The sequence below is a fragment of the Gordonia sp. YY1 genome (assembly GCF_009872315.1).
Classification (GTDB): domain Bacteria; phylum Actinomycetota; class Actinomycetes; order Mycobacteriales; family Mycobacteriaceae; genus Gordonia; species Gordonia amicalis.
Window position 1 is genome coordinate 88,186 of record NZ_WXYI01000006.1, and the last position, 23,095, is coordinate 111,280.

Annotated in this window: 17 protein-coding genes; 7 read left to right on the forward strand and 10 right to left on the reverse strand. The window is 67.7% G+C overall.

Annotated elements, in window-relative coordinates; all coding sequences use genetic code 11:
• Window positions 1-100 precede the first annotated feature (100 nt).
• The 7 genes from BPODLACK_RS10490 to BPODLACK_RS10520 all read right to left on the reverse strand — a co-directional run bounded on the left by BPODLACK_RS10490 (window position 101) and on the right by BPODLACK_RS10520 (window position 9,648).
• Window positions 101-1,837 (reverse strand): ABC transporter ATP-binding protein, encoded by a 1,737-nt coding sequence (locus BPODLACK_RS10490; protein WP_006437742.1) that lies wholly within the window; start codon window positions 1,835-1,837, stop codon window positions 101-103.
• Window positions 1,834-3,738: an ABC transporter ATP-binding protein gene (locus tag BPODLACK_RS10495; protein ID WP_006437743.1), complete on the reverse strand. Its 1,905-nt coding sequence runs from the start codon at window positions 3,736-3,738 to the stop codon at window positions 1,834-1,836. The genes BPODLACK_RS10490 and BPODLACK_RS10495 overlap by 4 nt, the downstream gene beginning before the upstream one ends.
• A 58-nt stretch (window positions 3,739-3,796) precedes the next feature.
• Entirely contained in the window at window positions 3,797-4,447 is a 651-nt protein-coding gene (locus BPODLACK_RS10500) for a TetR/AcrR family transcriptional regulator (RefSeq protein WP_006437744.1), read from the reverse strand.
• A 103-nt stretch (window positions 4,448-4,550) separates the two neighbouring features.
• A complete protein-coding gene (locus tag BPODLACK_RS10505; protein ID WP_006437745.1) occupies window positions 4,551-6,080 on the reverse strand; it encodes an aldehyde dehydrogenase family protein in 1,530 nt (509 codons plus the stop codon).
• 271 nt (window positions 6,081-6,351) lie between these two features.
• Window positions 6,352-7,509 carry an acetyl-CoA C-acetyltransferase gene (locus BPODLACK_RS10510; protein ID WP_024499357.1) on the reverse strand — a complete coding sequence of 386 codons (1,158 nt, stop codon included), beginning with the start codon at window positions 7,507-7,509 and terminating at the stop codon, window positions 6,352-6,354.
• A 44-nt stretch (window positions 7,510-7,553) separates the two neighbouring features.
• Window positions 7,554-8,387 (reverse strand): SDR family oxidoreductase, encoded by an 834-nt coding sequence (locus BPODLACK_RS10515; protein ID WP_024499358.1) that lies wholly within the window; start codon window positions 8,385-8,387, stop codon window positions 7,554-7,556.
• Between the two features lies 1 nt (window position 8,388).
• Window positions 8,389-9,648: an acyl-CoA dehydrogenase family protein gene (locus BPODLACK_RS10520; protein ID WP_024499359.1), complete on the reverse strand. Its 1,260-nt coding sequence runs from the start codon at window positions 9,646-9,648 to the stop codon at window positions 8,389-8,391.
• A gap of 42 nt (window positions 9,649-9,690) precedes the next feature.
• Here BPODLACK_RS10520 and BPODLACK_RS10525 point away from each other — a divergent pair, with 42 nt between their 5' ends.
• From BPODLACK_RS10525 to BPODLACK_RS10555, 7 genes are all read left to right on the forward strand, one after another.
• Entirely contained in the window at window positions 9,691-11,274 is a 1,584-nt protein-coding gene (locus BPODLACK_RS10525; RefSeq protein WP_024499360.1) for a FadD3 family acyl-CoA ligase, read from the forward strand.
• Between the two features lie 212 nt (window positions 11,275-11,486).
• Complete coding sequence (locus BPODLACK_RS23310; RefSeq protein WP_191834518.1) at window positions 11,487-11,705, forward strand: hypothetical protein; 219 nt, start codon at window positions 11,487-11,489, stop codon at window positions 11,703-11,705.
• A gap of 131 nt (window positions 11,706-11,836) precedes the next feature.
• Window positions 11,837-13,306 carry a class I adenylate-forming enzyme family protein gene (locus BPODLACK_RS10535; RefSeq protein ID WP_159405226.1) on the forward strand — a complete coding sequence of 490 codons (1,470 nt, stop codon included), beginning with the start codon at window positions 11,837-11,839 and terminating at the stop codon, window positions 13,304-13,306.
• Between the two features lie 43 nt (window positions 13,307-13,349).
• Window positions 13,350-15,131, forward strand: coding sequence for a DUF3556 domain-containing protein (locus tag BPODLACK_RS10540; RefSeq protein ID WP_159405227.1), 1,782 nt, complete (start codon window positions 13,350-13,352; stop codon window positions 15,129-15,131).
• The gene (locus BPODLACK_RS10545; RefSeq protein WP_006437753.1) at window positions 15,128-16,597 is read left to right on the forward strand and encodes a phytoene desaturase family protein; all 1,470 of its coding nucleotides are present in this window, start codon (window positions 15,128-15,130) and stop codon (window positions 16,595-16,597) included. Before BPODLACK_RS10540 ends, BPODLACK_RS10545 begins: the two co-directional genes overlap by 4 nt.
• Window positions 16,597-17,874, forward strand: coding sequence for a PucR family transcriptional regulator (locus BPODLACK_RS10550; RefSeq protein WP_159405228.1), 1,278 nt, complete (start codon window positions 16,597-16,599; stop codon window positions 17,872-17,874). Before BPODLACK_RS10545 ends, BPODLACK_RS10550 begins: the two co-directional genes overlap by 1 nt.
• Before the next feature lie 141 nt (window positions 17,875-18,015).
• Window positions 18,016-19,503 carry a bifunctional aminoglycoside phosphotransferase/ATP-binding protein gene (locus BPODLACK_RS10555; protein WP_006437755.1) on the forward strand — a complete coding sequence of 496 codons (1,488 nt, stop codon included), beginning with the start codon at window positions 18,016-18,018 and terminating at the stop codon, window positions 19,501-19,503.
• A gap of 7 nt (window positions 19,504-19,510) precedes the next feature.
• Here BPODLACK_RS10555 and lysS read toward each other — a convergent pair whose 3' ends face one another.
• From lysS to BPODLACK_RS10570, 3 genes are all read right to left on the reverse strand, one after another.
• On the reverse strand, window positions 19,511-21,073 hold the full coding sequence (gene lysS / locus BPODLACK_RS10560; protein WP_051995434.1) for a lysine--tRNA ligase: 1,563 nt from the start codon (window positions 21,071-21,073) through the stop codon (window positions 19,511-19,513).
• Window positions 21,074-21,154: 81 nt separating this feature from the next.
• Entirely contained in the window at window positions 21,155-21,610 is a 456-nt protein-coding gene (locus BPODLACK_RS10565; protein WP_006437757.1) for a hypothetical protein, read from the reverse strand.
• Window positions 21,611-21,763: 153 nt separating this feature from the next.
• Window positions 21,764-22,885: an FAD-dependent oxidoreductase gene (locus BPODLACK_RS10570; RefSeq protein ID WP_006437758.1), complete on the reverse strand. Its 1,122-nt coding sequence runs from the start codon at window positions 22,883-22,885 to the stop codon at window positions 21,764-21,766.
• Window positions 22,886-23,095 lie beyond the last annotated feature (210 nt).

Sequence of the window (23,095 nt, forward strand, 5' to 3'; positions counted from 1 at the left end):
CGCTCCTCGCACCTCAGGCAGCAGTGGGTCGCTTACGCTCCTCGCACCTCAGGCAGCAGTGGGTCGCTTACGCTCCTCACACCTCAGGCAGCTGTGGTTGTCACGACGACGGCGTGAGCGTCCAGCCCGCGGCTGCGGTGCGCTGGTTCCAGAACTCGGTGTAACGGCCACCGCGGCTGAGCAGTTCGTCATGCGTACCGATGTCGTCGACGCCGCCCCGGTCGTCGAGGACGACGATCTGGTCGGCGGCGATCACGGTCGACAACTTGTGCGCGATGACGAGCACGGTGCTGCGGTCGGCGAGGCGACGGATGGATTCGGCGACGTGCGATTCGTTCTCCGGGTCGAGAGCGGAGGTCGCCTCGTCGAAGAGCACGATCGGGGCGTCCTTGAGGAGCGCGCGAGCGATCGAAACACGTTGCCGCTCACCCCCGGAGAGCGCAGATCCGCCTTCGCCGACGACGGTGTCCCACCCGTCGGACAGACGCTCGACGATGGACGTGACACCGGCGGTCTCGGCGGCCGCGCGGATCTCGGCGTCGGAGGCATCGGGGCGGCCGAGTTTGATGTTCTCCCACAGTGTGTCGTCGAACAGATAGACGTCCTGGAAGACCTGCGACAGCTGGCCCATCAGCGCGCCGGTCTCCTGGTCGCGGACGTCGACACCGCCGACCTTCACCGAACCGCCGTCGACGTCGTAGAACCGGGCGATCAGACGGAAGATCGTCGACTTGCCCGAGCCCGACGGGCCGACGAGCGCGGTCATCGTGCCGGGCTGCGCGCGCAACGACACATCTCGGAGCACCGGGGTGCCGTTCTCGTAACCGAAAGCGACCTGCGACAGTTCGACCGAACCCGGCTCCGTGATCGGTTGCGGCTGGTCGGGGGCGGGCATCCGGTCGGTGTCGAGGACACCGGTGATGCGGTTGATCTCGTCGGTCGACATGCGCAGCGTCGAACCGAGTTCGGCGAGTTCGCCGATCGGGCCGAAGAAGCGGGCCGCGAGACCGAACACCGCGACGAGCAGGGCCGGTTCGATGTGACCGGACACCGCGAGCCAGGCGCCGAGCGCGAGGACCGCGCTGAACACGACCTGGACCGAGAGCCCGTTGAGCAGGATGCCGAGGATGGAGCGCCAGAGCATCGACTTGCCCACCCGCGCCTGCTGTCCGAGCGCATCGGCCAGCGGTGCGTGTGCGGAGTCGGCCGCGCCGAAGGCACGCAACACGGCCTGGCATCGCGCGTACTCCAGTACACGGTTGTTGACCTTCACGGCCTCGGCCCGCTTGCGGCGCTCGGCCTTCGCCAGGAACCGGCTGGACAGCTTGCCGACGTACATGAGGACCAGCGTCCCGGCGACCATCAGCAGGCCGATCCGCCAGTCGAAGACGCAGATTCCCAACACGACGACCACCGAGCTGACCGTGTTCACGACGACCGGCGTGATGTAGTGCGCGCCGGTGCTGCCCACGAACATCGTTCCCTTGACGGCGATCTGCGAGACGTCGCCGATGCGTTCGCGGGTGAACCAGCCGAGTGGCAGCGTGACCATGTGGTCGCCGAGCCGGTGATGCAGCATGCGCATCGCGTACAGGGCCATCGTCATGCCCTTGAGCGACTGGATGTAAGCGCTCACGGCACAGATCAGCACCAGGACGGCCAACGGCCACAACCACTTCGCCGCGCCGGAGAGGTCGCCGGTCAGCAGGTTCTCGGTGATCGGGACGAGTGTGAGCATCGCGAGGCCCTGGGCGACGCCGTACAGGACGACCCAGCTCAGGAAGACGACCATGCGGGCACGCTCGGAACCCAGAATCGTGTAGAAACCGCGGATCATCGTGCCACCTCGCCACTCTCGACCGCGCCGAGCGCGATCTTCTCGTCCTGCCGGGTGGTGCCGGCCTCGTAGCTCGCCCACATCGACGCGTACAGACCACCGTTGGCGACCAGCTCGTCCTGACGTCCCTGTTCGACGACCCGGCCGCGATCGAGCACGACGATGTTGTCGGCGTGGGTGATCGAGCCCAGCCGGTGCGCGATGACGAGGACCGTCCGGCCGACCATCAGTGCGCCGATGGCCTGCTGGATCTGGGCTTCCGATTCCGGGTCGGCGAAGGCGGTCGCCTCGTCGAGCACCAGGATCGGGGTGTCCGCGAGCAGGGCGCGGGCGATCGAGACCCGTTGCGCCTCACCACCGGAGAAGTGTGCGCCGTCGCCGACGACGGTGTCGTATCCGTCGGGCAGTTCCAGGATGCGCTCGTGGATCCGGGCCGCACGCGCGGCGTCGTGGACCTGCTCCTCGGAGGCGCCGGGCCGGCCGAGACGGATGTTGTCCCGCACCGACATCGTCAGCAGCTGCACGTCCTGCAGCACGAATCCGACGTGTCGATAGAGCTCGGTCGGGGCGATGTCGCGGACGTCGACCCCGCCGATGCGCACCGACCCGGAATCGGGATCGCCGAATCGCGGCAACAGTGTCGCCAGGGTCGACTTACCGCTTCCCGACGGTCCGACCAGCGCGGTCACGGTGCCCTCGGCGAGTTCGACGCTGACGCCGTCGAGTGCCTTGACCCCGGCGGGCACACCCAGTCGCGGCGGATAGGTGAAGTGCACGTTCTCGATTCGCACGTCGTGTCCGGCGGGGACCTGCGGGTTCTCGGGGACCGTCAGCTCGGGTTCGGCGAGCAGATCCGCGATGCGCAGCGCCGCGGCCGACGCCTGTTGGCGGGTGTGGACCGCGGTGGACACCGTCAGGAGCGCCGTCGGCAGCACCATCGCGATCAGCGTCGAACCGACGAGTTCGATCGGCGACACCCAGCCCTGGTCGACGAACCAGTAGCCGACGCCGAGGTTGACCAGCAGGATCAGCGGGGCGGAGATCAGGACCGTGGTGATGGCCTGGACGCGGAGCATCGGGCCCATGTACCCGGCGAAGTCGTCGTTGAACTCGTCGGCGGCATCGATGAAGCGGCGGTGGGCTTTTCCGGTCTGCCCGAACGTCTTGACCACGGCGACACCGGCGATGAACTCGACGATGGTCGCGCTGATGCGGGCGACACCTTTGTCCATCTTCTCCATCTCGGCGGTCAGGTCACGCGCCATGTAGGAGTAGGTCAGGGCGTACAGCGGCACGGTGGCGATGGCCAGCAGACCGAGGCGCCAGTCGAGGACGAAGCAGTAGATCAGCGCGAAGATCGGCGACAGCACCGCGGCAGTCGCCTCCACCTGCGCGTGGGCGACCAGATAGTGTAGGTCGGCGACGTCGTTCTGCACCGACTTGCGCACCGCACCCGAACTGGTACGACTGAACCAGCCGAGCGGGAGCCGACCGAGCTTGTCGGCGATGCGGATTCGGAGTTGTGCCTGGAGGTCGAGGTCGGCGAAGTGGGTGATCGCCAGCGCCAGGAAGGCGAACAGGGCGCGCGCCGCGAGACCGCCCACGACGAGCCACACCACCAGCCAGACCCGGCCGGTGTCGGTCGGGCCCGGTGCCAGAAGTGTGCGCCCGAGCTCGACGATGCCGATGAACGGCACCACGGTCGCGGCCGAGGCGAAGATCTGGACGAATTGCGCGAGAACGGTCCGCGTCTTCACCGGTGCCAGCACGTCGGCGAGAGCCGCCGACTTGGCCTTGGCCTCCGCCCGAGCCCTGTTCCGGGCAGCCTTCGGGTCGTCGGGCGTCTCCTCCGGGACCCGGGTCGGTGCAGGTGCGGCCACTTCGGTTCCGCCAGTTGTCATAGGCGCACCTTAGCGGCCGCCGACGAGTTAAGGAAAGGTACCCTAACTCTCGCCGCTCTCAGCGGGGCAGGATGCCGTCGAGGACGATCGACAGGTATTGATCGGCGATCGACTCCACCGTCATCGGGCCGCCCGGCCGGTACCAGCGCACGGCCACCCACACGGTGTCGCGCATGAAGCGGTACACCAGTTCGACATCGAGATCCGGACGGAATTCACCGTCGTCGACGCCCCGCTGCAGCACCGCATGCCACAGTTGGCGGAACTCGACGTTCAGCTCCGAGATGTAGCCGAACCGCTCCTGCCCCGACAGCCGCTTGGCCTCGTCCTGGTAGATCGCGACCGCATTGCGTTCGGCGTCGATCGACTCGAAGGAGGCCACGACGAGCCCGCGGAGCGTCTCGGTCGCCGAGAGTCCCGCCGAGGCGATCTGGCGGTACCGGGCGAACAGGTCGTCGAGGAACCGGCGCAGGATCTCGTCGACCATCGACTCCTTGGAGTCGAAATGATGGTAGAGACTGCCCGACAGGATTCCCGCGGCATCGGCGATGTCGCGCACCGTCGTCGAACGCAGGCCGTTCTCGGCGAACATCCGCCCGGCGGTGGCGAGCAACTCGTCACGGCGCGACGAACGGACGACGGTATCGGCGCCGGCTTTTGCGTCGGTCCCGCCTTTGTCATCGGTCTTGGTCTGACCACGTGGTGACACGCATCCTCCTGGAGTCTGCCCATCACCCTAGCAAGCGCTTGGCCGGGTACGTTATCCGACGAACCCGGCCAAGCGTCCTACGCGCAGATCATGCGCACCCGTGTCAGGCGCCGAGGCGCTTGCGCACCTTTTTCATGGCGCGAGTGTTGAAGAACTTGAACAGCTTGAGCTGCTGATCGGTCATCTTCGTGTCCTTGGCCACGAACGGCGGCGACATCATCTCGGCCACCGTCAGCGGCAGCGTCGAGAACGCGACCGCGCGGGCGTGGCTGAAGGTCTCGAAGCCGGTCCGGCCGTGGTAGCCGCCCATGCCGGAGCGACCGACGCCACCGAACGGCAGCTCGCCGCTGAACAGGTGGATGGCGAAATCGTTGCCGTTGATCGAGCCGCTGCGGGTGTTGTCGGCCAGCTTCTCGAAGCGGTCGTTGCGATCGCCGCACCAGTACATGGTCAGCGGGTGCGGATGCGACGAGATGTGGCTGATGACCTCGGACAGCTCGCGGTACGGGTAGACGGTCAGTACCGGACCGAAGACCTCGTCCTCCTCGATCTTCATGCCGGCCTTGACGCCGGTCAGGAGCGTCGGCGGGATCTTGCGACGCTCGGCGTTCGGCAGCGGCTCACCGCCGGGGATGACCTGGCGCTTGGTGGCGCCGAGCGCGACGGCGTCGTCGATGAGGCCCACGATGCGGTCGAAGTTCTTCTGGTTGATCGTCGCGGTGTACTGGTCGTTGTCGTAGATCGTCGGGAAGTGCTCGGTCCAGCGCGCGACCACCTTGTCGGTGAACTCGCCGAGCTTGGCCTCCGGGACGAAGACGTAGTCGGGGCACAGGCACACCTGGCCGCCGTTGACCAGGCGGGCGTCGGCGAGCATGTTGGCGGCCTTGTCGATGTCGGCGTCGAGGTCGACGACGGCCGGGTTCTTGCCGCCCAGCTCCAGGGTGACCGGGATCAGGTTCTTGGCGGCCTCCTGGGCCACCGAGGCGCCGACCTCGGGCGAGCCGGTGAAGAACATGTGATCGACCTTGAGCTTCGCGAAGTCCGAGCCCGACCCGTGCTTCGAGGTGACGATGGCCAGCTCTTCGATGGAGAAGTAGTCGGGTGCGTACTTGGCGAGAACGTCCGTGGTCTTCGCGGTGATCGACGACGGGCGCATCAGTACGCGGTTACCCGCGGCGAACGCCGAGCCGGCCGGAACGATCGTCAGCTGCAGCGGGAAGTTCCAGGGGCCCATGATGCCGACGACGCCGAGCGGGTCGTGGCGCACGCTCTGCTTGTAGCCCAGGAGCCCCTGGACCTTGGCGTACTTGGTCTCACCCATCCACTCCTTGACGCCACGACGCTGGTGCGTGAGGTCGATCATGCAGCCCGCGACGTCGGCGGCCAGCGACAGCTCGCGCGGACGTGAGCCGTAGTCCTCGGTCAGCGCGGCAGCGATCTCGTCGGAGTGGTCGAGCAGCAGCGCGACCAGTCGGGTGATGCGGTCGATGCGGGTGTCGGCGTCGGGGATGCCGTCACGCAGAAACGCGGCTCGCTGGATCTCGACCAACTCGGTCAGTGTGTGCTCTTCCGAGGAGACGCCACGCTTCGCGGTCGTCGCCCCGGTGCTGGTGTGCTCAGCAGGCTTGGTCATCGAGATCCCCTCAGGTAGTTCGTGCTGCAGGTCGGACGTGCGGCGTTTGGAACAAAAGAGTCCGCTTGTCCCACACCATAGTATGCGCCAGACCACACCAGGATGTGGGTACGTCCGTTGTCAGAATGGTACGACCGGCACGCCGCAAGGTCGAGACCTCGCCCGGGGGATCTTCGGGGAGGTCTCGACCTTGCGGGTGGTCAGCTCAGGCGCTCGATGATCGTGACGTTGGCGGTCCCGCCGCCCTCACACCCGCGGCTGACCGCCCTCCTCAGCTGAGCCTTTCGATGATCGTGACGTTGGCGGTCCCGCCGCCCTCACACATCGTCTGGAGGCCGTAGCGGCCGCCGGTGCGTTCGAGTTCGTTGAGGAGGGTGGCGAACAGCTTGGCGCCGGTGGCACCGAGCGGGTGTCCGAGTGCGATGGCACCGCCGTTGGGGTTGACCTTGGCGGGGTCGGCGCCGGTCTCCTTCAGCCAGGCGAGCACGACCGGCGCGAAGGCCTCGTTGATCTCGACGACGTCGATGTCGTCGATGGACAGGCCGGCCTTGCCGAGTGCGTACTTGGTGGCGGGGATGGGCGCGGACAGCATCATCACCGGGTCGTCGCCGCGGACGGACATGTGGTGGATGCGGGCGCGCGGGGTGAGGTTGTGCGCTTTGAGCGCGCGTTCGGAGACGACGAGGGTGGCCGACGAGCCGTCGCAGATCTGGGAGGCGACGGCCGCGGTCAGGCGCGACCCTTCGGCGAGCGGCTGCAGTCCGGCCATCTTCTCCAGCGAGGTCTCACGCGGGCACTCGTCGACGACGCAGTCGCCGAGCGGGACGTTCTCGTTGTCGAATCGGCCGGCGGCGATGGCCGCGCGGGCGCGCTCGTGGGACTGCAGGGCCCAGTGCTCCATGTCCTCGCGGCTGATGTCCCACTTCTCGGCCATCATGCCCGCGCCGACGAACTGCGAGATCTCGGTGTCGCCGAAGCGCTCCCGCCATCCGGCGGATTCTGCGGTGGGCGTGGTGAATCCGAACTCCTGGCCGGCGATCATGGCCTGGGAGATCGGGATCGCGCTCATGTTCTGCACGCCGCCGGCGACGACGACGTCCTGGGTACCGCTCATGACGCCCTGCGCGGCGAAGTGGATGGCCTGCTGGCTCGATCCACATTGCCGGTCGACGGTCGTGCCGGGAATGTCGAGCGGCAGACCCGCGGCCAGCCATGCGGTGCGGGCGATGTTGCCGGCCTGGGGGCCGATGGCGTCGACGCAGCCGAACACGACGTCGTCGACGACGTTGGGGTCGATGCCGGTCCGCTCGACGAGTGCGGAGATGATGTGCGCGCCGAGGTCGGCGGGGTGGACCTTGGCGAGCGAGCCGTTGCGTTTGCCGACGGGGGTGCGGATGGCGTCGACGATGTAGGCCTGCGGCGTGGTCATGGGCGGTACTCCTTTGGGTGGGCGGTGCTGGAGGGCAACCGGGTTCAGGCTCGCTGGCTGGAGATCGAGATGACCTCGCCGGTGAGGTAGGTGGTGTAGTCGCTGGCGAGCATGGCGACGGTCGCGGCGACCTCCCATACCTCTGCGGCACGGCCGTAGGCCTCCTTCGAGGCCAGTTCGTCGAGAAGGTCGTCGCTGGTGACCTTCGCGAGGAACGGGTGCTTGGCGATCGACGGCGCGATCGCATTGATCCGCACTCCCACGTCGGCGGCTTCGAGTGCCGAGCAACGGGTCAACGCCATGACGCCGGCCTTCGCCGCGGCGTAGTGCGCCTGTCCGCGTTGGGCGCGCCAGCCGAGGACCGAGGCGTTGTTGACGATGACGCCGTTGTGCTCGACCGATCCGAAGTAGCGCAGTGCGGCTCGGGTGGCGCGGAAGGTGCCGTTGAGCGTGATGTCGAGGACACGGTCCCACTCTTCGTCGGTCATATCGGCGACCGGCGTCTCCCCGCCGAGTCCGGCGTTGTTGACCAGTACGTCGATGCGTCCGAGTTCGGTTGCGGCGTCGGCGATCAGGGCGTCGACATCGGCGGTGACCTGGACGTTGCAGGTGCGCTGGGCGACCGTCCGTTCGGGGAATTCGACCGCGAGCTTCTCGGCGGCCTCACCGAGGCGGCGTTCGTGCCAGTCGCTGACGAGGACGTCCGCACCTTCGAGGAGTGCCCGACGGGCCGATGCGAATCCGATTCCGGTGCCGGCGGCTGCGGTGATCACGACCTTCTTACCGAGCAGCAGATTGTGACCGGGGGTCTCGGCGGGCGGGACGGCCAGCGGCGAGATCGCCCGTGCGCCGTTCTCCGTCACATCAGTCTGGGTCATGTCAGCGTGCCTCTCGGGGAAGGCCGAGCACACGCTCGGCGATGATGTTGCGCTGCACCTCGTTCGAGCCGCCGTAGATGGTGTCGGCGCGGGTGAAGAGGTAGAGCCGTTGCCATTCGTCGAGTTCGACGTGTTCGGGATCGGTGATGTCGTTGGGCTGTCCCTCGGCGGTCGCGTCGGGACCGATCAGTGCCGGCGCCCCGACGACGTCCATGGCGAGTTCGCCGAGATCGCGATGCCAGTTGGCCCACAACAGCTTCGACACCGACGCGGCTCCGGCCTGACTGGTCACGTCGCCGTCGAGGGTCCGTTGGGCGTGTGCCCGCATGACTTTGAGCCCGATGTCGGCGCGCGCGAGCCTCGATGCCAGTTCGGGGTCGTCGACCGCGCCGTTCGTGCGCGCGACCTCGGTCAGCTTCTCGAGCTCACGTGCGAACCCGACCTGCTGGCCCAGCGTGGACACCCCGCGCTCGAACTGCAACAGACCCATGGCGACCTTCCAGCCGTCACCCGGTTCGCCGACGATCAGGTCCGCGTCGGTCACCGCGTCGTCGAAGAAGACCTCGTTGAATTCCGATGTGCCGGTGAGTTGTTGGATCGGCCGCACGGTGACACCGGGCTGGTCGAGCGGGACCAGGAGGAAGCTCAGACCTGCATGTCGTGTCGACCCCTTCTCCGTCCGCGCTATCACGAACACCCATTGCGCGACATGCGCCAGCGAGGTCCAGATCTTCTGGCCGTTGATGATCCACTTGCCGTCCTCGACACGGGCATTCGTCGAGACCCCGGCGAGGTCGGAGCCCGCGCCGGGTTCGGAGTAACCCTGCGACCACAGCTCGGTGACGTCGACGATGCCCGGCAGGAAGCGCTTCTTCTGCTCCTCCGTGCCGTACGCGATGAGCGTCGGACCGAGCAGCTCCTCGCCCAGATGGTTCACCCGGGCGGGCGCGTTGGCGCGGGCGTACTCGCGGTGGAAGATGATCCGCTGCTCCAGCGTCGCCCCGCGACCGCCATGTTCGGGAGGCCAACCGATGCAGGTCCATCCGCTGGCAGCCAGGTGACGGTCCCATTCGAGGCGTTCGGCGAAGAACTCGTGCTCGCTGCCGGGTCCGCCGCGCCCCTTGAGGCCGTCGAACGTCCCGGTGAGGTTGTCCTCCAGCCAGGTGCGCACCGCCTTGGCGAACACCTCGGCGGAGTTCGGCGTGGCCTTGGCCCATTCGCCCAGGTCGACGGCACGATCGGCCAGATTGATCGAGGTCATGCGAGCTAGCATAACGCACCAAGCAAGTGCTAGGTTGGGGCCATGGCGCAGACGTCCCAGCTCGGGAAACTCTCCGCGATCACGACTCCGGCCGCGCTGGCACACGCCGCACACAGCTGGCCCGACCGTATCGCCCTCATCGACGACCAGTGGCACCTTTCGCCACAACCGCACGTCGAACTGACCTGGTCACAGCTGCGCGATGCGGCGCGCGACTTCGCGGCGGCGCTCGTGGCCTCGGGCATCGAGGCCGGCGATCGCGTCGCCCTCTGGTCACCGAACAGCTTCCACTGGCCGATCGCCGCACTCGGCATCCACTGCGCCGGAGCGACACTCGTGCCGTTGAACACGCGCTACACCGCGAATGAGGCGATCGAGATCATCGAACGTTCCGGCGCGAAGGGCGTCGTCGTGTCGGGACCGTTCCTCGCCGCCGACCACTGCACGGAACTGCTCGACAAGCACCGTGACGCGATGCCGGATCTGGTGGTGCAGGTGCCGTTCTCGGCGGGCGAAGCCGTACCCGACGGCGCCGTGGACTGGGACGACTTCCTGTCCCGGGCAACCCCGGATGCACGCGACGAGGCGGACCGTCGCGCGGCGGCCGTCTCCGAAGACGACATCTGCGACATCCTGTTCACCTCCGGCACCACCGGGAAGTCCAAGGGAGTGTTGGCAACTCACCGTCAGACGATGACCGGGTCGCACGGGTGGGGTGCCAACGCGGCCCTCTCCCCCGACGACCGTTATCTCATGGCCAACCCGTACTTCCACACGTTCGGATACAAGGCCGGCATCCTGCCGTGCGTGCTGTTCGGCGTGACGATGGTGCCCCTGGCCGTGTACTCGCCGGAGAAGTCGATGCAGATGGTGGCCGAACACCGCATCACCGTCTTCCCCGGTGCACCGACCATCTTCCAGACGATCCTCGACGACCCGAGACGTTCCGACCACGACCTGTCGTCCCTGCGCATCGTCATCACCGGCGCGGCGATCGTGCCGGTGGTGCTCGTCGAACGTCTGCAGCACGACATCGGCGTCGAGACGGTCATCACCGCGTACGGCCTGACCGAGGCCAGCGGCTTCGTCTCGACCTGCACCCCCGAGGACGACGACGAGACCGTCGCCAACACCTGCGGCCGCGCCTTTCCCGGCATGGAGATCAAGCTCTCCGAATTCGGTGAGGTCCTCGCCCGCGGCGAGATGGTCATGGTGGGCTACCTCGACGATCCCGACGCCACCGCCGAGACCATCGACGCCGACGGCTGGCTGCACACCGGCGACATCGGCACCATCGACGAGCGCGGCAACCTCACGATCACCGACCGGCTCAAGGACATGTACATCTCCGGCGGCTTCAACGTCTACCCCGCCGAGATCGAGCAGACACTCGCGCGCCTCGACGGGGTCACCGAATCGGCCGTCATCGGCGTCCCCGACGACCGGCTCGGCGAGGTGGGCCGTGCATACCTCACCGTTCGCGAGGACGCCGACCTCGACGAGGCGAAAGTCATCGACTACGCCAAAGAGCACCTGGCGAATTTCAAGGTCCCGCGGTCGGTGGTCTTCGTCGACCAGTTCCCGCGCAACGCTTCGGGCAAGATCCTCAAGCGCAACCTCACCTAGCCGACTCATAGCCCGAACCCGCGCCGCCCGACCTCACCGAGATCGACGGACTCCAGACCACGACGAGGGCACTGACCGTCCTCGACGCGGCCGTCGACGGCGGTTCGCGGTTTCTCGACTCGGCGTTGCTTCGCGAGCACACGACGGTGGCCGAGGTCGTCGACGCTCAGATCCGCAACAGCGGCCGTCGCGGATCACGCAGGTCTCGCGAGATGATCGCTGCAATCACCGACGGCTCCCGGTCGGAGGCCGAGCGCAAGGCGATCGCCCTGCTGCGGTCCGGCGGCATCACCGGATGGACGGCCAATGCGCCGGTCTGCGGCTACGTGGTCGACCTCGCGTTCGTCGAGCAGAAGGTGGCCATCGACATCGACGGTTTCGTGCGCCGATCCATAGCTCGAAACCGCGCTGAGCGCGGCTTCGAGCTATAAAACGGCCGGGGCGTGTTTGTGCATTTTGGCCAACACCCCGTCGGAACTTCGTTGCGGGAGGACGTGGGATAGATCACAGCGGGCGGCTTAGTGTCGGTCATCACACACCGACCGACCGTGAAAGGGCATCGATGCCTGACCTCGCGTACCTCCCCTGGCACCTCGCCGAGCAGCACGGATCTGCGCCCGCACTCGCCGACGAGCGCACCGAGCTCTCCTTCACCGAGTTCGACGCCCGATCCGCCGCGCTGGCCGCCCAACTCCGTGAACTCGGACTCGGCCGCGGTGACGTGCTGGCGATCAAGCTCCCCAACCGGGTCGAGCTGGTCGTGGCGATCGCCGCCGCGTGGCGCCTGGGCGCCGCCGCCACGCCGATCAACCCGGCATTCACCGACACCGAAGCCGACCATCAGGTCAGCGACTCCGGTGCTCGGCTGATCATCAGTGTCGACGGTTCGTCCCCCACCTCGGGCGTCGCCGGCCTGGCGGTCGACGAACTGGCCACCGAACTCCCCGACGAACAGGGTCCACTCGCGCCCGCACCGGTCGCCGGCGCCGACACCGCACTGCTGATCTACACCAGCGGCTCCACCGGACGTCCCAAGGGCGTGCAGGTCACCCATGCCAACGTCGACGCGATGAGTGCGACGATGGCCGAGCACTTCGGCCTGACCGCCGACGACCACTGCATGCTGATCCTGCCGCTGTTCCACGCGAACGCACTCATGGTGTCCACCTTCGCCCCGTTGCGCGCCGGTGCCCGTCTCACCATCCGCACGGGGTTCTCGGCGTCGCGTTTCTTCGACGACGTGGAAACCCTTCGGCCCACCTATTTCTCGGCCGTGCCGACGATCTTCGCGGTGCTGACCGCGATGCCCCCCGAGGTGCGGCCCGACACCTCGTCCCTCCGCTTCGCCATCTGCGGCGCCGCACCGGTGAGCCGAGAACTGCTCGACGCATGCCAAACCCGTTACGGTCTGCGCCTCGTCGAGGGCTACGGCCTGACCGAGGGCACCTGCGCGTCGGCGTGCAACCCGGTGGACGGAGTGCGCAAACTCGGCACCGTCGGGCCGGCCCTTCCGGGACAACGGATCCGGATCGTCGACGCCGACGGACACGACGTCCCCACCGGCGAGACCGGCGAGGTCATCATCTCGGGACCGACCGTGATGGCGGGCTACCTGAACAATCCCGAGGCCACCGCCGAAACCATCCGTGACGGCTGGCTGCACACCGGCGACATCGGGCGCCTCGACGCCGACGGCTACCTACAGATCGTCGACCGCATCAAGGACATGATCATCCGTGGCGGAGAGAACCTGTACCCCAAGGAGATCGAGTCCACCATCGCGCAACTGCCGGGTGTGCTCGAGTCCGCGGTGGTCGGTCGCCCGCACGAGGTGCTGGGAGAGGAACCCGTCGCCTACGTGGTGCGGTACCCGGACTCGCAACTCACCGCCGACGACGTCCTCGCGCACTGCGCCGGTCACCTCACCCGGGTGAAGGTGCCTGCCGAGGTCACCATCCTCGACGAGCTGCCGAAGAATCCGGTCGGCAAGATCGACAAGCCCTCGCTGCGCCGCGGCCTCGCGGTGACCTGACCGACCGAGCCCCCAACGCACCCCGGCACCGCACCACGCCGGCGTGCCGGTAGGTCCTGCGAAGTTCGGATCTTTACCCTTCATGGAACGCATGCGCCTGCTCGCAACCCACTGGTGCGAGTACGGCTTCGGCAGCCCCAAGAAGCTGCACATGCTCTACGTCTACAAACTGATCTTCTTCACGGTTGTCGGCCTGCTGCTGGTCGGCCTGACCACCCCGGCGCTCGGCGGCTTCGGCGAGATCGGCTCGTGGTGGACCGAGCCGATCGTCTACGTGAAGCTGATGGCGTGGACCACGCTGTTCGAGGTCCTGGGCCTCGCCTCGTCGTCGGGACCGCTGGCGTTCAAGTTCTCGCCGTTCATCGGCGGTTGCCTGTACTGGTTGCGCCCCAAGACGATTCGTGTTCCACCATGGCCGGGCAAGGTGCCCTTCACCGCCGGTGACACCCGTCAGCTGTGGGACGTGGCGGTCTACGGCCTCATCCTGCTCAATCTGGCGTTCCTGGTCTGCTTCCCGGGACAGGTCACCGACCGCGTTCCCGGCAGTGAGGCCGGCCTGCCCCCGCAGTGGGCGATGTTCAGCTACATCGGGCTGATCGTGCTCATGGGCCTGCGCGACAAGACGGTCTTCCTGGCCGCCCGCTCGGAGCAGTACCTCGCCGCACTCCTGATCTTCGCCTCGGCCGGTTCCGTGGTCGAGATGATCATCGCGGCCAAGATCTTCATCTTCGCGAGCTGGTTCGGTGCCGGCATCTCCAAGCTCGGCCGCCACTTCACCCTGGTCGTCGCGCCGATGGTGTCGAACACCCCGTGGATCACCTCACGGCGTCTGAAGCGATCGCTGTACCGCAACTTCCCGGAGGACATCCGTGCCTCCAAGGTCACCAGCTCGATCGCCCACATCCTGGGCACCATCGTCGAGCTCGCGTTGCCGCTGATCCTGCTGTTCTCGACCAACACCACGCTCACGCTGCTCGCCCTGATCGGCATGACCGGGTTCCACATCTTCATCATCTCCACCTTCCCGCTGGCGGTGCCGCTGGAGTGGAACGTCTTCTTCATCTTCTCGGCGTGGTTCCTCTTCTGGGGTCACCCGGCCGGTGAGGGCTGGGCGGTCACCGACATGAGCACCGGCTGGTTGCTCGCCGCCATCGTGATGGCCGCGTTCTTCCCGATCCTGGGCAACCTGCGTCCGGACCTCGTCTCCTTCCTCCCGTCGATGCGGCAGTACGCCGGCAACTGGGCGTCGGCGACCTGGGCGTTCCGTGGACGAGAGGTGGAGGACAAGCTCAACCAGCATCTCGTCAAGTCCAACCTGAACCAGATCGACCAGCTCACTGCGGCATTCGGCAATGAGGTTGCGGAGATCTTCATGCAGAAAGCGGTGGCCTGGCGCACCATGCACAGCCAGGGGCGAGCGCTGATCTCGCTGATGATGCGCCACACCGACGAACTCGACAACTACGTGATCCGTGAGGCCGAGTTCGTGTGCACCACCCTGATCGGCTGGCAGTTCGGCGACGCACACCTGCACAACGAGCAGACCATCGCCGCGGTGCAGCGACGCTGCAACTTCGCACCTGGCGAGGTGATCGTGACCTGGACCGAGTCCCAGCCGATCCACCGCAACTACATCGAGTACAAGGTGATCGACGCGGCGATCGGCGTGGTGGAACGCGGCACCTATGTGGTCGCCGACGCCACCGAGGAACTGCCGTGGCTGCCCAACTGGCCGATCAAGCACACCGTCACCTGGACGCGCCCCGGATATGTTGCGCCATCGGACGGTTCGCAGTACGTGCAGCAGTCTAGGGTGAATGCATGAGTCGTGGAGTAGTGGTCGGCAGCGGGCCCAACGGACTCGCTGCCGCCATCACCCTCGCCGCCGCCGGTCTCGAGGTCACCGTCCTCGAGGCCGCGGCGGTGCCCGGCGGTGGAACCAGGTCGGCCGAGGTCACCGTCCCCGGCCTGGTGCACGACGAATGTTCGGGCTTCCACCCACTCGCGCTGGACAACGCGTTCAGCAGGCGTTTCGACCTCGCTGCACACGGATTGCGCTGGGCCGCTCCACCTGTGCAGTACGCCCACCCGCTCGACGGTGGTGACGGTGCAGCGGCCTATCGCTCGGTGGACGAGACCGCCGACCAGTTCGGTGATTCCGCCCGTCGGTACCGGCAGCTCTTCGGCTCGATCACCGGCAAGTTCGATCGCATCGCCGGGGAGTTCCTCCAGCCCATGCTCCACGTACCGCGGGACCCGTTCCCGCTGGCGCAGTTCGGGATTCCGGCGGCTCTGCCGGCCACCTGGGTTGCCCGGTGGTTGCGCGACGAGCGGGCGGCGGCACTGTGGACGGGAGTGGCGGCGCACGCCTTCCATCCACTCACCACACCGCTGTCGTCGGCGATCGGCGTCGCCCTGGGCACCGCCGCACATCGCTACGGATGGCCCGTCGCGGTCGGGGGGTCGGCGACGATCAGCCGTGCGATGATCGCACTCCTGGAGTCGCTGGGCGGAACGGTGGTCACCGACACAACCGTCACCTCACTCGACCAGCTCGACTCCCCCGACGTCGTCCTCCTCGACACCTCGCCACAGGCGGCGGCCGGCATCCTCTCCGGCAAGCAGCCAGAGCGCGTGGCGCGTGCCTACCGCCGATACCGGCATGGGCCGGCGGCATTCCAGGTGGCATTCGCCGTCGAGGACGGCATCCCGTGGAGCTACGAACCGGCACGTCGGGCCGGGACCATCCATGTCGCCGGGAGTTCCTCCGAAGTCGTGGCCGCCGAACGCGACACCTGGTCGGGGCGGATGCCGTCGAAACCCTTCCTCTTGGTCGGGCAGCAGTATCTGGCCGATCCGGACCGCGCAGCGGGCAACCTCGTCCCGGTGGATGCCTACGCCCATGTGCCTGCCGGGTTCACCGGTGACGCAAGGCAACTCGTCGTCGATCAGATCGAACGATTCGCCCCCGGCTTCACCCGGCGCATTCGCGCATCGCATGTCCGCGCAACAGCCACGATCGCCACCGACAACCCCAATTACGTGGGTGGCGACATCACCACCGGCGCCAACTCCGCGCGCCAGTTGATATTTCGTCCGCGAGTGGCGTTCGACCCCTACTCGACCGGCGTCGACGGCGTCTACCTGTGTTCGGCGGCGACGCCACCGGGGGCCGGTGCACACGGCCTGTGCGGGTTCCATGCCGCGAACTCGGCCCTGAAGAAGCTCGAACGCGGTGGCGGCCCGCAGGCCTCGAGGCAACAGGATTCGACCCAACAGGGTTCGTCCTGATGAGCAACGGCGCTCTCGGACGCCGGCTGGTCTCCCCCGATTCACCCGACGCGGCGGAGATCATCCGGCTGTCCACCATCGTCGGCGAGCGGCTCGCCGCGCGCAGCGATGAACTGAGCGAGTCGATGACCACGGCGATCGAGAACGGCCTCGAGGAGCTCAACGACCCCGACCTTCTCGAGTTGTTGCGAGCGAGCGTCGCCGCCAACATCGCGACGATCCTGCACATGATCCGCAACAACATCCCGCTCGATCAGGCGCCACCGGTCACCGCAGCGACCGAGTATGCCGATCGGTTGGGACAGCGGGGCATCCCCGCCTCGTCGCTGCGGCGGGCATACCACTTCGGTTCCGATGACCTGCTGGCCAATGTGTTCGAGGAGGTGAGAGAGCTCGACACCTCTCCCGAACTGCGGCTGCGGGTGCTGCACCACTTCTCCGGCTGGCTGCACAAGTACGTCGACTGGATCACCCGTGTGGTTCTCGACGTACACGAGGAGGGCCGCCGGCACTCGGTCGAACAGAACGCGACCGTGGTGTCGACGATGGTGCGGCGGGCGCTGCAGGGCGACCTCACGAGCACGGACGAGTTCACCGTCAGGACCGGCTATCCGCTGACGCGCACCCATCTCGCGGCCACCCTGTGGATCGACCGCGCCAACCCGGGCACCGACAACACCGCACTGCTGGAGTCCCTGGCGCACGACGTCGCAACCACTCTCGGCTCCAGAGCACCCCTTTTCACCTCGGTGGACCGCAGCACCGCGTGGGTCTGGTACCCCGTGGCCGACGCCGATCCCGAGGTGGTCCGACCAGTGCTGTCCGTGGTGCCGGGCGCACGGATGGCCTTCGGCTCCCCGGCACCCGGACTCGAGGGATTCCGGGAGAGTCACCAGCAGGCCGAGAGTGTCAAGCATGTGGCGGCGGTGTCGACGAATCAGGCGATGACAGTGGTGGGGCACGGCTCGGGCGGCATGTCGATCATCGCGATGCTCGCTCGCGATCTACCCGGCACACGACGCTGGGTGCGCGATGTCCTCGGACCGCTCGCCGCCGACACCGAGGCCGCCGAGCGACTGCGCGACACCGCCCGGGTGTTCCTCGACTGCGGCAACAGCTACGTCGCGACGGCCGAGGCCCTCAACATGCACCGCAACACCGTGAAGTACCGGCTCGGACGAGTCGTCGAGGAGTTGGGTCACCCGATCGGCGAGCGTCGCCTCGACACCGAACTGGCCCTGCACACCGCACACGTCCTCGGTGCGGCGGTGCTGTGAGCGCGCGATCGGTCCCATGACTGCCTGACCACCCCGTGCGATCGGCAAGCCGCTGTGGTCGGATGGACGGGTGGCGACGACTCACGACAGAGCACCGATGATGATCACGGTCGGGTCCGCACGTCCGGCGGCGGTCCGGCCATGACCCTGATCGGCACCGATCCCACCACCGAATTCCTCACCCGGGCAGGCATTCTGGATCCCGATCTGCCGACCACCCGAATCGTCACGCACGGCGCGGTGGTGTTCCTCAACGGTGATCGTGCATGGAAGATGAAGCGGCCGGTGCGTTATCGCTACCTCGATTTCTCCACCCCGGAATTCCGGCACGACGCACTCGACGCCGAACTGCGCCTCAACCGGCGCATCGCCCCCGGCGTCTACCTCGGACTGCACAAGGTGGACGACGCAGACGGCAACAGCGATTGGGTGCTGGAGATGCGTCGCTTCGACGACGACGCACTGCTGTCCACCCGGGCCGAGCGCGGCGATCTCGACGACGCCCTACTGCGACGACTGGCGGAGCTCACCGTAGAACTGCACGCGGCGTCGGAGATCTGCCCCGACCCGCACGGTGCCGCGCGCATCCAGGAGGTCGTCGACGGGAACCTGGGGAGCATGTCGGCGTTTCCGGAGATCCTCGATCCCTCGCGAGCGAGGCTGCTGACCGATCGCCTGACCGCGATGATCAGCGCTCACTCCGATCTGCTCGACACCAGGGCCCGCGCCGGTCGGGTCCGGCACGGTCACGGTGACCTGCATCTGGGCAACATCGCGGTGATCGACGGCGAACCGTTGCCTTTCGACTGTCTCGAGTTCGACGCCGACATGGCCACCACCGACGTGCTCTACGACGTCGCGTTCCTCGTCATGGACCTGTGGGCACGAGATTTGCGGCATGAGGCCAACGTGGTGGTCAACAACTACCTCGACCTCTCTCCTGCGGACGAGGACGGCTATTCGCTGATGCCGATCTTCCTCTCGGTGCGTGCGACGGTGCGCGCTCATGTCGCCGCCGCCGAAGGGGCCGTCAGCAAGGCCCACGACTACCTCGACCTCGCCCTGGCAGTCGTCGATCCGGCACCGGCACGGCTGGTCGCGATCGGCGGCGGATCAGGCACCGGGAAGTCGACCGTGACCCGCGCCATCGGAGCGGAGTTCGTCCCGGCACCGGGCACTCGCATTCTGCGCAGCGATGTGCTGCGCAAGCGCCTCGCCGGGGTGCCGGAGCACACCCGGCTCCCGGCAACCGGCTACACCGTGGAGATGGGTTCCCGGGTGTATGGAGAGCTGTGCCGGCTGGCCGCTCAGACGCTGGGTGGCGGGATGAGTGTGATCGCCGACGCGGTGTTCGGCCGTGCCGCACAGCGCGACGCGATCGCCGGCGTCGCCGAGACACTTGCTGTCCCGTTCACCGGCATCTGGCTCGAACTCGACGAGGCCGAACGCATCGCGCGCATCGAGGCGCGCGGCGCCGACGCGTCGGATGCCGATGCGTCGGTGGCACGACGACAGACCCGGTCGCTGGAGACCCCAGGGGCCGAATGGGTGCACGTCGACGCCGGCGCCGGGGTTCTCGATCGAGTGCGGCACGCACTCGGCCTGCCCGGGTCCGCCGGCACCCGATAGCGTCCGGTCAGCCGCGAGGGAGCGGCTTGACCAATGGGAACAGGACGGTCTCGCGGATTCCGAGACCGGTCAGGGCCATCAGCAGACGGTCGACGCCCATGCCGGTTCCGGTGGTCGGGGGCATGCCGTACTCCATCGCGGTGAGGAATTCCTCGTCCAGGACCATGGCCTCGTCATCACCGGCGGCGGCGAGTCGTGCCTGGTCGATGAAGCGCTCACGCTGGATCACCGGGTCGACGAGCTCCGAGTAGCCGGTGGCCAGCTCGAACCCGCGGACGTAGAGGTCCCACTTCTCGACCACGCCGGTCACCGACCGGTGCGCGCGGACGAGCGGCGAGGTCTCGACCGGGAAGTCGCGGACGAACACCGGCCGGGTCTGCTTCTCGCCGACCATGTGCTCCCACAGTTCCTCGACGAGCTTGCCGTGGCCGTAGCCCTTGCCCTTGGGGACCTCCAGGCCGACACGATCAGCGATCGCCAGCAGCTGGTCGACGGTGGTCTCCCCGGGCGCACCCGCGGGCACGATCTCCTCGCCGAGCGCCTCCGACAGCGACGGGTACATCTCGAGGGAGGTCCACTCGCCGGACAGGTCGTACGTCGAACCGTCGGGCATGATCGGGGTCTGGGTACCCAGGGCGGCCTGCGCAACCTCCTGCACCAGCTCACGGGTCATGACCGCGGAGTCGTCGTAGGTGCCGTAGGCCTGATAGGTCTCGAGCATCGCGAACTCGGGCGAGTGGGTGGAGTCGGCGCCTTCGTTGCGAAAGTTGCGGTTGATCTCGAAGACGCGCTCGATGCCGCCGACGACGCAGCGCTTGAGGAACAGCTCCGGCGCGATGCGCAGGAAGAGGTCCATGTCGAAGGCGTTGGAGTGCGTCACGAACGGACGCGCCGCGGCACCGCCGTGCAGGGTCTGCAGCATCGGGGTCTCGACCTCGAGGAACCCTCGACGCCCCAGCGCCGCACGGAGTTCGGCGATCACCTGGATGCGGGTCCGGGCGTTGTCACGGGCCTCCGGACGCATGATGAGGTCGACGTAGCGCTGCCGCACCCGGGTTTCCTCGTTCATCTCCTTGTGGGCAACCGGCAACGGCCGCAACGACTTCGACGCCATCTGCCAACCATCGGCCATCACCGACAGCTCGCCGGTGCGAGAGCTGATGACCTCGCCGGAGATGAAGACGATGTCGCCGAGGTCGACGTCGGACTTCCAGCGGGCCAGCGATTCCTCGCCGACGCCGTTGAAGCTGACCATCGCCTGCAGTTGGGTGCCGTCACCCTCCTGGAGGGTCGCGAAGCACAGCTTGCCCTTGTTCCGCAGGAAGATGACGCGCCCGGAGACACCGACGTGCCGGCCGGTCTCGGTGCCGGCCTCGAGGTCGGGGTAGGCGGCGCGGATCTCGCCGAGGGAGTGGGTGCGCGGAATCGAGACCGGGTATGCCTCGCGGCCCTCGGACAGGATGCGCTCGCGCTTCTCGCGGCGGATTCGCAACTGCTCGGGAGTCTGGTCGTCGGCGTCCGGGGTCTTCGCGGCCGCGGCGGAAGCGGCGGTGGTCGGGCTGTCACTCACCCCACGCACCCTATCGGTGCCGGTCACCGACTCCCAACTCGCCGCAGTCGCTGTGACAGCGGTGACAGACCGCCAGTGGTTTCAGCTCTCGTGCGCGGAGATGACGGCGAGTTCGTCTGCGCGGAGGCGACCGTTGACCTTGGCCTGGCGCATCCGGCGGTGCCCGCCGACGACGAACACCGCGCCGTGTATGCCCCTCGCCTGCAGGTGCCAGGCCAGCCACTCGGCCTCGTGGCCGTCCTCGCTGACGAGGATCCAGCGGGAATCCGTGCGCGCCGCGGTCAGCGACTCGGGGGTGCCGGGGGTGAGCCGGTCGAGGACCTCGACGGCGTCGATGGCGAGTGCGCCGAACAGTGCGCCGTCGACCTGGCGTCGGCGATGCGAGCGGACGTCCACGGGTGTCGCGCCCTCGGCGACGGCCTCCGCATAGTCGCCGACCTGCAGCGACAGGGGTGCGGCCGGTGCCGGAGCGACGATGGGCGCGGTCGCGGCGAAGGTGGTGCGGGACAGAACAGGGGTAGCAACCGAAGCGGTCATGAGAGGGAGTCCTCGGGTGATCGAAAACGAGCGGGGAGCGCGAAGGAGGGCAGCCGCAGATGCGGTACTAGCCCTGACAACACTCCTGACAGCTCTTGATCACGGCGACGAGTATGCCACAGCTGCGCGCCTGGGACCAGACTCGAGTGACGACTACCGCACCGGTGGTTGCCAATCCTGAATGCGCCGCAGCCGGCGGTCGAGTGCCGCATCGGGGGCCGCCCGCAGGGCCAGCTCGCGCAGGCGGACCGCGGGTCCCGACCGCCACTGACCGACCCGTCCGATCACCGACGCCTGGCGAGCGATGCGTCGGGTGCGACGCCGTCGTAGACGGTCGTAGGTTCGCAGGGCCTCGTCGACGCCTGCTCCGCCCTGCCCGAGCAGCGCGGCCAGGGTCGCCGCGTCCTCCATGGCCTGGTTCGCCCCCTGGCCGAGGTTCGGGGTCATGGCGTGCGCGGCGTCGCCCACGAGCACGCGCCGGCCCCGGACGAAGGTGGACAACGGACGCGCCAGTTCTTCGATGGGTAACACTCCGACGTCCGTCGGATCGGTCGCGTCGAGGATCTCCCCGATCGGTGCATGCCACCCCGAGAACCGTTGCCGCACTTCGTCGATACCACCCGGCTCGCCACTCTGCCCGTAGGTGACGGAGGCGAACCAGTAGACGTGTCCGTCCGGCAGCGGGGCGATGCCGAACCGCTGACCGCGTCCCATCGTCTCGCCCGCCGCGTCGAGGTGGACGGGCCGTGCGGTGACGGCTCGCCACGCGACATATCCGCGGTAGGCCACACCCGGGTCGTCGGCGACCGCGGGCCGTACCCGACTCCGCAGACCGTCGGCTCCGACGACCAGGTCACAGCTGTCGATCGACGTGCCGTCCTCGAGCCGGACCGACCCGTCACGAACCTCACGCACCGCGGTTCCGGTCCGGATCTCCACGCCCGACCCGAGCCGGCCGAGGAGCGCCTCGTGGAGATCGCCGCGGCGCACCACCCGGAGTTGCCCGATCGCCGACGGGTCGAAGCGGGTGAGCCAACGTCCGTCGGCGCGACGTGTTCCGTTCACGGTGGGTGAAACCCCGACGGCGTCGGGAACCGCCGCCCGGAGGCCGAGCGTTTCGAGCGCGCGGAGCCCGTTGCCGAACAGGCTGAGTCCCGAACCTCCCCCACGAACCTCCGCCGACCGCTCGAGCAGCGTGACCTCCGCGCCCATCGACGACAACCCGGCAGCAGTGCACAACCCCGCGATGCCTGCACCGACGATGACGACCTTCATCCCAGACCTCTCCACACGGAGAAGAATGACGGGTCGACCATCGCTGTGGCTGTAGGACTTCGGTTGACATCGTGTACCACTGGTGCCGGGAACTGGGCTGCGGGTGTGGATGCCGCACAGTGGGTCGGGTGGGGTGACTTCGCGTCCATCTCAGTGGCTTCCGAGGGAAATGTGCCCTTCGTGGGTGCTCACGGGGACGAGTTCCTCAGC

What these genes read in the sequence shown, in the direction of transcription:
- BPODLACK_RS10535 (WP_159405226.1), top strand. Translation starts at nt 11,837, where the DNA reads ATGCCTGACCTCGCGTACCTCCCCTGGCACCTCGCCGAGCAGCACGGA.
- BPODLACK_RS10490 (WP_006437742.1), bottom strand. Translation starts at nt 1,837, where the DNA reads ATGATCCGCGGTTTCTACACGATTCTGGGTTCCGAGCGTGCCCGCATG.
- BPODLACK_RS10525 (WP_024499360.1), top strand. Translation starts at nt 9,691, where the DNA reads ATGGCGCAGACGTCCCAGCTCGGGAAACTCTCCGCGATCACGACTCCG.
- BPODLACK_RS23310 (WP_191834518.1), top strand. Translation starts at nt 11,487, where the DNA reads ATGATCGCTGCAATCACCGACGGCTCCCGGTCGGAGGCCGAGCGCAAG.
- BPODLACK_RS10555 (WP_006437755.1), top strand. Translation starts at nt 18,016, where the DNA reads ATGACCCTGATCGGCACCGATCCCACCACCGAATTCCTCACCCGGGCA.
- BPODLACK_RS10565 (WP_006437757.1), bottom strand. Translation starts at nt 21,610, where the DNA reads ATGACCGCTTCGGTTGCTACCCCTGTTCTGTCCCGCACCACCTTCGCC.
- BPODLACK_RS10570 (WP_006437758.1), bottom strand. Translation starts at nt 22,885, where the DNA reads ATGAAGGTCGTCATCGTCGGTGCAGGCATCGCGGGGTTGTGCACTGCT.
- BPODLACK_RS10515 (WP_024499358.1), bottom strand. Translation starts at nt 8,387, where the DNA reads ATGACCCAGACTGATGTGACGGAGAACGGCGCACGGGCGATCTCGCCG.
- BPODLACK_RS10550 (WP_159405228.1), top strand. Translation starts at nt 16,597, where the DNA reads ATGAGCAACGGCGCTCTCGGACGCCGGCTGGTCTCCCCCGATTCACCC.
- BPODLACK_RS10545 (WP_006437753.1), top strand. Translation starts at nt 15,128, where the DNA reads ATGAGTCGTGGAGTAGTGGTCGGCAGCGGGCCCAACGGACTCGCTGCC.
- BPODLACK_RS10520 (WP_024499359.1), bottom strand. Translation starts at nt 9,648, where the DNA reads ATGACCTCGATCAATCTGGCCGATCGTGCCGTCGACCTGGGCGAATGG.
- BPODLACK_RS10510 (WP_024499357.1), bottom strand. Translation starts at nt 7,509, where the DNA reads ATGACCACGCCGCAGGCCTACATCGTCGACGCCATCCGCACCCCCGTC.
- BPODLACK_RS10495 (WP_006437743.1), bottom strand. Translation starts at nt 3,738, where the DNA reads ATGACAACTGGCGGAACCGAAGTGGCCGCACCTGCACCGACCCGGGTC.
- BPODLACK_RS10505 (WP_006437745.1), bottom strand. Translation starts at nt 6,080, where the DNA reads ATGACCAAGCCTGCTGAGCACACCAGCACCGGGGCGACGACCGCGAAG.